Source organism: Persicirhabdus sediminis (genome assembly GCF_016595495.1).
Lineage (GTDB): Bacteria > Verrucomicrobiota > Verrucomicrobiia > Verrucomicrobiales > Akkermansiaceae > Persicirhabdus > Persicirhabdus sediminis.
This window is the reverse complement of record NZ_JAENIM010000041.1, coordinates 207091-216462: the sequence shown is the minus strand read 5'-3', so window position 1 is coordinate 216462 and position 9372 is coordinate 207091. Positions and strand designations below refer to the sequence as shown.

Here is a 9372-nt window from a genome sequence, read left to right as displayed (position 1 = left end):
AGTTCTTTAACGAATTTTTCTAAGTTACAAAAACGCTCTTTGTATTTAGTTAGTTGCTCATCAGCATAGCGCTCCATGCCATTGGCGCGCATGTGAGCCAGCTCGGCTCGTAGCTGGCTGATGTACGCTTTGCTATACAGCGTTCGCAGGTGGTCGATCAGCCGCTCTTCCCCTTGCTGCTTGGTTTGCGACGGTCTTTCATCTGGCCGACCTTGTGACTCGTAGGCTTCGAATTTGGCATTGAATTTCACCCTGCTAGGCACGCGAATGAGCAAGTGAAAATGGTTATCCATCAAACAATAAGTCAGGATTTTTATGCCTGAGAAGCGCGCCATGCGCCACATGATGCGCAAAAATGCTTCTTTTTCCCGGTCGCCAAACAGGTAATCTCCGCCCGCCGTGCGACTCATCACGTGGTAGCAATACGAGTGCTGATCATCGCCAACAATGCGCACATGCCCACCTGACGGCGGCGCACAAATCATGCCCGCTGCGCCACCAGAAAAACCCGTTTTACAATCCGCCAGCTGCAGCGGCGTCAGCGGCTTCGTTTCCGCTGGTTTTTGTTGGTTCTGCATTGGTTCTGGAGATTTCATAATCACCAATATCGCACAGAATCAGTGGCTTGCATCTAAAAAATGCCGTGCATCTTTTATACTATACTCATCCTGTGCATCTACATCTGAGCTTTCAGCTGAAGCATCCCGCTCATCTCTCTGAGCCGACGCACGCCATCTCCGTTAGCCAAAGTGCCACTAAAACAGCACGCTGAGCTTTGCCTATAGCCCTCACCACGCCAGACAGATCAGCTAATAATGACCGCTCCTGCCCTGCATCCGCATAGCCCTCGTGATACTTTTCAGAGCCCAGCCCTCTCTCTGCGCGGCTCAAAATCTATCACTCAGCTAGCAATTCAGCTGCTAGTTTTTGTGGACATTTGAGTATTTCACTTGTCATCCAATTTTCGCCCTTGCTTGCTCGATTCTCTTCTAAAAGTCGTATTTCATAGCCCGTATCGTCCACTTTTCACTTCTCGATCTTTGTTCCAATCACCTTCTAGAAGGCTGAAAATCATTCACTGAGGTTAAAAAACAGGATTTAAGTTCATTTTTTTTTGAACTTTGCCTATATTTTTGAATAAACTGTTTTAATCTTAAGTCAGAGGAGTCAGAATACCCTTGGCAAAAGCTACAAAACAGCGCAGAAATTAACTTTACCGATTTGACGTACAAGATGAGCAAGAAATTATTTGGAACAGACGGAATCCGCGGCACGGCTAATGAATGGCCAATTACACCAGAGCTAGCCTTACGCCTTGGGCGAGCGGTGGCACGTGTGCTCGACGCTCAGCAAGCCGGTAAGCACAAGGTGGTGATAGGCAAAGATACACGAATTTCAGGTTACATGCTTGAGACCGCCATCACCAGTGGTCTGGTGGCTGAGGGAGCTACGGTCCTGCTCACAGGTCCAGCGCCGACACCTGCGGTTGCCCATTTCACGCGCACCATGCGCTGCGACGCCGGCATCATGCTAACAGCATCGCACAACCCATACCCGGATAACGGTATCAAGATTTTTGGGCCAGATGGATTTAAGCTCAACGACGCACTCGAGCTCGAGGTAGAAAAAATCATCCTCGCCGAAAAAGTCGCTGAAAAAGAAACCACTATAGGTAAAGCCAAGCGCATCGACGACGCCATTGGCCGCTACATAGAATTTGCCAAAACAGCCGCAGGCGATACTTCGCTCAAAGGGCTCAAAGTGGTCATCGACTGCGCGCACGGCGCGGGCTACTACGCTGCGCCTCTGATTTTCAACGAACTAGGCGCTGAGGTGGTTGCCATGTCTACTCATCCGAACGGAACTAACATCAATGCCGATTGTGGTGCGATGCACCCAGAAGCCTGTGCTCAGGCGGTAATCGAACACGGTGCCGACATCGGCATCTGCCTAGATGGTGACGCCGACCGGGTAATTTTCTGCGACCATACAGGAGCAATCGTAAACGGCGACCAAGTGCTCTGCCTGTGTGCCAAAGCGATGAAAGCCGCTGGCCAACTGAAAGGTGATACACTCGTCGCCACAGTGATGAGCAACCTCGGCATGCGCGACTCGCTCGCAGCTGACGGCATCAAGCTGGAAACTACGCCTGTAGGTGATAGACACGTGCTAGAGTGCATGCGCGACAAAGGCTTCAACCTCGGAGGGGAAAACTCTGGCCATATTATTTTCTCAGACTTCGGCACTACGGGTGACGGAATCGTTAGCGCTCTGAAAGTTCTCACCTTCATGAGCAAAGCCGGCAAGTCACTCGCTGAGTTAGCTAACTGCATGGAGATCTATCCACAAGTCCTGCTCAATATGATGGTGACTGAAAAACCAGCTGTTGAAGACATTCCCGGCATGACGGAGGCCATCGCTTCCGCCGAAAAGGTCTTTGGTGATAGAGGTCGTGTACTCGTGCGCTACTCAGGTACCGAGAAAAAAATTCGCATTCTCACCGAATGCGCCGATGGTCAGCTGGCAAGCGCAGAAGCTAACAAGATGGCCGAAATCATCAACCAAACTATCGGAGCCTAACCATGTCTATTCAGCTCATCCCATCTAATGAACTCACCAGCTGGTGGCCTCTCAATACGGTCGACAAAGCAGGTGATTATCAAATTGCCGGCAGCACACTGCACGACCTCCAACTGGCCATGGTGCCAGCGGATGTGCGGCTCACACAGTTTGACAATGCGTGGATCAGCCACAGCGATTGGCTGGCATTGCTAGAGTCTGGCCAAGACGCCGTGCTCGAGTCAGCCGACGCTGAAGTTCTCGCTTGGACAGGCGATTCAGCGGAACGTCCAGTTGGCGCGCTTATCGTTGTTGCTAGCGCTAACTCATTCCGCATTCGCTTCCCGTGGCAGCTGATTGCCGTCAACGAGCAGATTGTTGTCACTCTCGACCGCGATGTCATCGAAGGCGAGGTTCACCCACAAGCTGTGATAGAGGGTCACATCACACTCGGTAAAGGATCGCGCATCCTCCCTGGTGTCTTTATCGAAGGCAATGTGGTGATTGGGGAAAATTGCAAAATTGGCCCTAACTGCTACCTTCGCGGTTCTACCACTATCGGCGACAACTGCCACATCGGCCAAGCCGTCGAAATCAAAAACTCTCTCATTGGCAACAAAACTGCCGTCGGCCACCTCAGCTACATCGGCGACAGTGTGCTCGGCCACGGCGTCAACCTCGGCGCCGGAACCATTACCTCTAACTTACGTCACGATGGCAAAAACCACCGCTCAATAGTGGACGAAAACCTCATTGATACCGGGCGCCGAAAATTTGGCGCCATCATCGGCGACGGCACACACACTGGCATTCACACTGCCATCTACCCAGGCCGCAAGCTCGCAGCCAACACCACCACCCGCCCTAACGAAACCGTCCAAAAGGACATCCAATAAAATTTAACAGAATCATAACATTATGTGTGGAATTGTAGGATACACCGGAAAACGCTCAGCCATGCCCGTGCTTTTGAGCGGACTCAAAAAACTCGAATATCGCGGTTACGACTCAGCTGGCGTTGCCGTTAACGAAAATAATAAGATTCTCGTTAGCAAGCGCGACGGCAAGGTGCAGGGGCTGATCGAACAAATCAAAACCGATGAAAATGTCGACGAGCTTGAGGCTGCTCACAGCGGCATTGCTCACACCCGCTGGGCCACTCACGGTCCTCCAACATCTATCAATGCCCACCCGCATCCCGGCCCAGAATCAAAGGTGATTTTGGTGCACAATGGCATCATTGAAAACCACAACTCACTGCGCCAAAAACTCGAATCTCAGGGCAATGTATTTGTTTCTGAAACTGACTCCGAAGTTCTCGCTCACCTGGTAGAATCTTGTTATCGTGGCAACCTGCTAGAAGCCGTTACTGAAGCACTACAGCAAGTAGAAGGCACCTACGGCATCACCTGTATGGCTAAAGATGAGCCAGGCAAATTAGTGGTTGCCCGTCGCGGCTCCCCTATCGTTCTGGGACTTGGTGAAGATGAAACCATCGTCGCATCAGACGCATCAGCCATCATCCGCTGGACTCGCCAAGCGATCTATCTGGATGACAACGACATTGCTGAAATCAATGGCGCTCAGGTTGACATCCGCAGCCTAACATCAGGTTCTGTCACCCGCACACCATCAGAAATTGATTGGTCACCAGACGCCGCAGAAAAAGGTGGTTTCGAGCACTACATGACCAAGGAGATCTTTGAGCAGCCAGAAACGATCCGCAATACCACCCGTGGTCGTCTCGACGCGGAACGCGGCACCTCTATTCTATCAGGTCTTAACCTCAGTCCACGCGAGCTGGTAGACATCCAGCGACTTCTGATCGTTGGCTGTGGCACCTCAATGAACGCTGGCCTTATTGGTGAATACGCCATTGAAGATTTTGCTGGCATTCCAGCTGAAGTTGAACAAGCAGCTGAGTTCCGCTACCGCAATCCAATCGTAGGCAGCCGCGACCTCGTGCTCGCTATCAGCCAGTCGGGTGAAACTGCCGACACTCTAGCAGCTGTGCGCGAAGCCGTGGAAAAAGGTTCTCTAGTTGCTGGTCTAGTCAACGTTGTCGGCTCTACCATCGCCCGTGAAACAGGCCGAGGCATCTATCTGCACGCTGGCCCAGAGATCTCAGTAGCCTCAACTAAAGCATTCACCAGCCAGGTTTCAGTTCTGTTAATGATTGCCCTCAAGCTGGCTCGTGGACGTCGTCTATCACAGGCGCGTGGCATTGAGATTGTCCAAGAAATCAAGCGCATCCCTGAGCTCATCGAATGGGTGCTAGAAACTAACGATAAGATCGCAGAGGTTGCTCAGCACTATACTAACTACCAGAACATGTTCTACATCGGCCGCGGCTACATGTATCCCGTCGCCATGGAAGGTGCGCTGAAGATTAAGGAAATTTCTTACATCCACGCAGAAGGCTACAATGCCGCTGAACTCAAGCATGGTCCTATCGCCCTGCTAGACGAAAACATGCCAGTCATCGCACTAGCTAACAAAGGTGCAGGTCAGGACAAAACTCTGAGCAACGTGGAAGAATGTAAAGCGCGTTCAGCACCTGTGCTCGGTGTAGTCACAGCTGGCGATAAAGAATCAGCCGACATCTTCGATCACGTTATCGAGATCCCAGATTGTCCGCAATATACCTCAGTCATTCCAGCTGCCGTAGCCCTGCAGCTATTCTCCTATCACGTGGCGCGTCTGCGCGGTTGCTCTATCGACCAACCTCGCAACTTGGCGAAAAGTGTGACCGTTGAGTAAACCACTGATTAAGTACTATTCACCAACCTCCTACGATTTAGCTCGTGGGAGGTTTTTTCTTTTACTGACAGCAACTAAAAGCGACCTAGACATATTCAGTCTGTCATTTATGTAGAATTCGTAATCATCCTTTACCGCTTATGTTTCGCTCGTTAATCCAGTTGCTTGCTTTTGCCGGATCACTATCATTGTGCGACGCACAATCTAACGCTGTGTTTTCTCAAAACCTTGAGAATTCAGCCATTCAAACTTACGCCAGCAACAATACGTGGAAAGGCGATTGGTGGTCGAAATGGGACAAAGGTGTTAGCGACGGACGAGCCAAAGTGATCGAGGAAAACGGCAATCATATTCTCGAAGTGTTCCTTCCTGAGAACTCCGTCACCAATGACGATAGAGATAACAATTCACCTTCAACCGTGGCTGGAGGTGTCGCCTGGAGGACTCGCTTTGACAGCAACTCTAACGTGCATTCATGGACTAGAGACAAAAAACCACGCTACGACGAACTTTACCTCAGCTATCGGCTGAAATTCTCAGACGGTTATGATTTTGCCAGAGGCGGAAAATTGCCAGGGCTAGCTGGCGGCTATACGACCACAAATACTAACGGAACCGAAACCATCGACGATGATACCATTGCCACCGACCGACCACCAACTGGTGGGAAAAAGCCCACTGGTTACGATGGTTTCAGCGCTCGCATGATGTGGCATGCTGGCGGAACCTACGAGGCTGACGAATCCCGCTCCGTGGCGCGACTGGTGCAATACGTCTACCAGCCAGACCCATCAGACCAAACAGATGGCTACCAGCCGAGCAGTGGATCACTAACTGACCCTTACGGCACACTTTTTTATTACACAGATAAAAACGATGCTAACGAACTGCTAACCATCGAATCAGGCAAGTGGTATCACATCACCCACAGAGTGAAAATGAATACCATCGATGACGATAATACAGCCCATTACGATGGCGTGCTAGAAGCATGGGTTGATGGTGTAAAGGTCGTCTCCGTGCATAACCTGAGGTTCCGCTACATCAACGATTTCTCTATCGACACCCTGCTCTTCACCATTTTCCATGGCGGCAGCGATAACAGTTGGGCCAATAACCAAGACCAATATATCTACTTTGACGACATTGTTCTCAGCGAACATGCCGACAGCGACGGTGATGGATTTAGCGATGCCGATGAGATTCTAGCTGGAACTGATAGGTTCGACCCAGATGACTTTTTGAAAACTTCGACTCCAGTTGCCGTTTATGAAAATGGCCAGCTGGCAGGACATCAAATCAGCTGGCCAACAAAACACAACAAGCTCTATTCGCTTTATTGGTCCACCGACCTAATCAATTTCCAACTGCTCGCCGAGAATCTATCACCTGACCAAGCTGAGTTCACCAATACCCAACATCTCGATGAAGAGAAAATCTTCTATCGTCTGGCCGTTAAAGATGGAGAGTAGACGCCGCCGCTGAAATCCCCCCTAGCTAGAAGGGGCAGCATCGCGATTTTCGCCTCCGGTAATGAGAGCCGTTCCCAGGCTTGCTCAATCTATATCAGCCAGATGGCCCAGTGGTATGAGCGAGATGTCTGGCACACTTTCAGCGTGCATCTCAGCCAACGCCATTCCCCATGGCTGAAGCCATGGGCTTTGTTCTTTGCCGCTTTCAGCGCCATGAGCAAGCCAGCTAATTGGTCAAACCAGCGCAAAAAAATGCACGGCATTTTTTGACAGGCAAACCCATAAACCCCATGAGAATAACGATTATCTCGCGAAAGCCACTTTCATTTTCGGGTTTTTCCTGAGCGGTTCTCGCCACAAAAATTCCCTTCCCGCAAAAATATGCACGGCATTTTTTGACAGGCAAACCCATAAACCCCATGACAGAAAGATGCACGGCATTTTATAGCTAGCAGCGCTGTGATCATGATTAAATCAATGATTCACTCAAAATAAGCACATTCAAACTCGGGTTTTTCCTGAGTGATTTCCAGCCACTTTAGCTCCCTTCAGCGCCGAAAAATACCCGCGCAGGAAATGCTTGATCCAGCAGCTAGCTGGTGAGAGGAAAGCTTTAGCCCCAGCCTCTAGATGCGCCTACAGACTAGCTAAAAGATGCACGGCATTTTTCAGCTAGCATTGCTGTGATCATGATTAAATCAATGATTGACTCAAAATAAGCACATTCAGGCTCGGGTTTTCCTGAATGATTTCCAGCCACTTCAGCTCCCTTTCTCGCCGAAAAATACCCGCTCAGGAAATTCTTGATCCAGCAGCTAGTTGGTAGAGGAAAGCTTTAGCCCCAGCCTCTAGATGCGCCTACAGGCTAGCTAAAAGATGCACGGCATTTCTGAGCTAGCAGCGCTGTGATCATGATTAAATCAATGATTCACCCAAAATAGACACAAACACATTCGGGTTTTTCCTGAGTGATTTCATCCCCAGCCGCATCCTCTATCTAGCCGCCCAAAGCACCCAGCCAGATAGCTGGGCTACATCGCGCAGAGGGACCTAAAGTTCACTGGCGAGCTAACCTGCCACGCGTATCCATATACTTCCAGCTATCAGCCGCGACTCACTACTTCCAGCTATCAGCCGCGACTCACTACTTCCAGCTCTCCGCCGCGGCGCCACCATTCAGCCAGCACATTCAGCCAGCACATTCAGCCAGCACATTCAGCCAGCACATTCAGCCAGCACATTCAGCCAGCACGTTCAGCTCGCCACCATTCAGCCTTCACATTCAGTCCATCTCCACTACCACGGCGGGAAATTGGCTGAAATGTGTGTCCTTGAGCGCTACAGGGTCACTTCATCATTGCGCATTGGCGCAGATCACTGCATCTTTTGGCCACAGGCGCTAGCTGGCATTCGCAAAATGCTGGCAAGATCCCACATTAGTCACCCAATTTCACAGAATTTATCATGCCAAGTACATTCGGTAACCTATTCCGCATTTCCACCTGGGGAGAGTCTCACGGTGGAGGCGTAGGCGTCGTCATCGACGGCTGCCCGCCAAACATCGAGATTTCAGCTGAAGAGATCCAGATTGATCTTGACCGCCGCCGTCCGGGGCAGAGCGACATTGTCACGCCGCGCAAAGAGAGCGATACCTGCGAAATTCTTTCTGGTGTATTTGAAGGCAAAACTCTGGGCACTCCAATTGCGATTTTGGTGCGCAACAAAGATCAACGTCCATCGTCATATACTGAGATGAAGGACAAATACCGCCCATCGCACGCCGATTATACTTACGACGCCAAATACGGTCACCGCGCGTGGCACGGTGGTGGTCGTGCCTCTGCTCGCGAGACCATTGGTCGCGTAGCGGCAGCTGCGGTGGCAAAAAAAGTTCTGGCGAAGATTGCTCCTGATATGGAAATCCTCGCGTGGGTAGACTCCATCAAAGACATCAAAGCTGATGTGAACCCGAATACGGTGACCAGCGAGATGATTGAATCCAACATCGTGCGCACAGCTGATGCGGATGCGGTGGAGCCAATGATCCAGCTGATCAAAGACGTGCGCGCTGAGGGCAACTCAGTAGGTGGCGTGGTTGAGTGTGTGGTGAAAAATGCACCTGTAGGTTTGGGTGATCCTGTTTTTGACAAGCTCGACGCCATCCTAGCGCAGGCAATGCTGAGCATTCCGGCGACCAAAGGATTTGAAGTGGGTTCTGGCTTTGAAGGCACCCAGCTCACCGGAGCTGAGCACAATGATCCATTTTTTATGGAAGAAGACCGCGTGCGCACTGCGAGCAACCGTTCAGGTGGCATCCAAGGTGGCATTTCTAATGGTGAAAACATCCTCTTCCGCGTGGCATTCAAGCCAACGGCGACCATCATGAGTGAGCAGCAGACGGTTTCTACCAGCAAGGAAGATACTGAGCTGAAAGGACGTGGCCGCCACGATGCCTGTGTGCTTCCGCGCGCGGTACCTATCGTTGAAGCGATGACCGTTCTGACCCTCTGTGACATGGCACTGCACCAGCGTGCTATCATTCTAGACTAATATCAAATCGCGCCCGTTTTAGCGGATTTTC

7 protein-coding genes are annotated in these 9372 nt (G+C 50.9%); 5 read left to right on the top strand and 2 right to left on the bottom strand.

The annotated features are described in order from the left end of the window. On the bottom strand, positions 1–596 hold a 596-nt coding region (locus JIN82_RS11625; RefSeq protein ID WP_200311821.1), incomplete at its 3' end, for a transposase. 637 nt (positions 597–1233) lie between these two features. Here JIN82_RS11625 and glmM point away from each other — a divergent pair. The 4 genes from glmM (at position 1234) to JIN82_RS17595 (ending at position 6791) form a co-directional block, all read left to right on the top strand. Further along, entirely contained in the window at positions 1234–2580 is a 1347-nt protein-coding gene (glmM, locus tag JIN82_RS11620; protein WP_200311820.1) for a phosphoglucosamine mutase, read from the top strand. A 2-nt stretch (positions 2581–2582) separates the two neighbouring features. Further along, positions 2583–3455, top strand: a complete 873-nt coding sequence (locus JIN82_RS11615) for a DapH/DapD/GlmU-related protein (protein ID WP_200311819.1) — start codon at positions 2583–2585, stop codon at positions 3453–3455. 22 nt (positions 3456–3477) lie between these two features. After that, on the top strand, positions 3478–5319 hold the full coding sequence (gene glmS / locus JIN82_RS11610; RefSeq protein ID WP_200311818.1) for a glutamine--fructose-6-phosphate transaminase (isomerizing): 1842 nt from the start codon (positions 3478–3480) through the stop codon (positions 5317–5319). 212 nt (positions 5320–5531) lie between these two features. After that, positions 5532–6791 (top strand): thrombospondin type 3 repeat-containing protein, encoded by a 1260-nt coding sequence (locus tag JIN82_RS17595; protein ID WP_325099504.1) that lies wholly within the window; start codon positions 5532–5534, stop codon positions 6789–6791. Between the two features lie 226 nt (positions 6792–7017). Here JIN82_RS17595 and JIN82_RS17240 read toward each other — a convergent pair whose 3' ends face one another. Beyond that, on the bottom strand, positions 7018–7227 hold the full coding sequence (locus tag JIN82_RS17240) for a hypothetical protein (RefSeq protein ID WP_234041957.1): 210 nt from the start codon (positions 7225–7227) through the stop codon (positions 7018–7020). Positions 7228–8255: 1028 nt separating this feature from the next. Between JIN82_RS17240 and aroC the strand changes: the two genes are divergently transcribed. After that, positions 8256–9341, top strand: coding sequence for a chorismate synthase (gene aroC / locus JIN82_RS11600; RefSeq protein WP_200311816.1), 1086 nt, complete (start codon positions 8256–8258; stop codon positions 9339–9341). Positions 9342–9372: the final 31 nt, after the last annotated feature.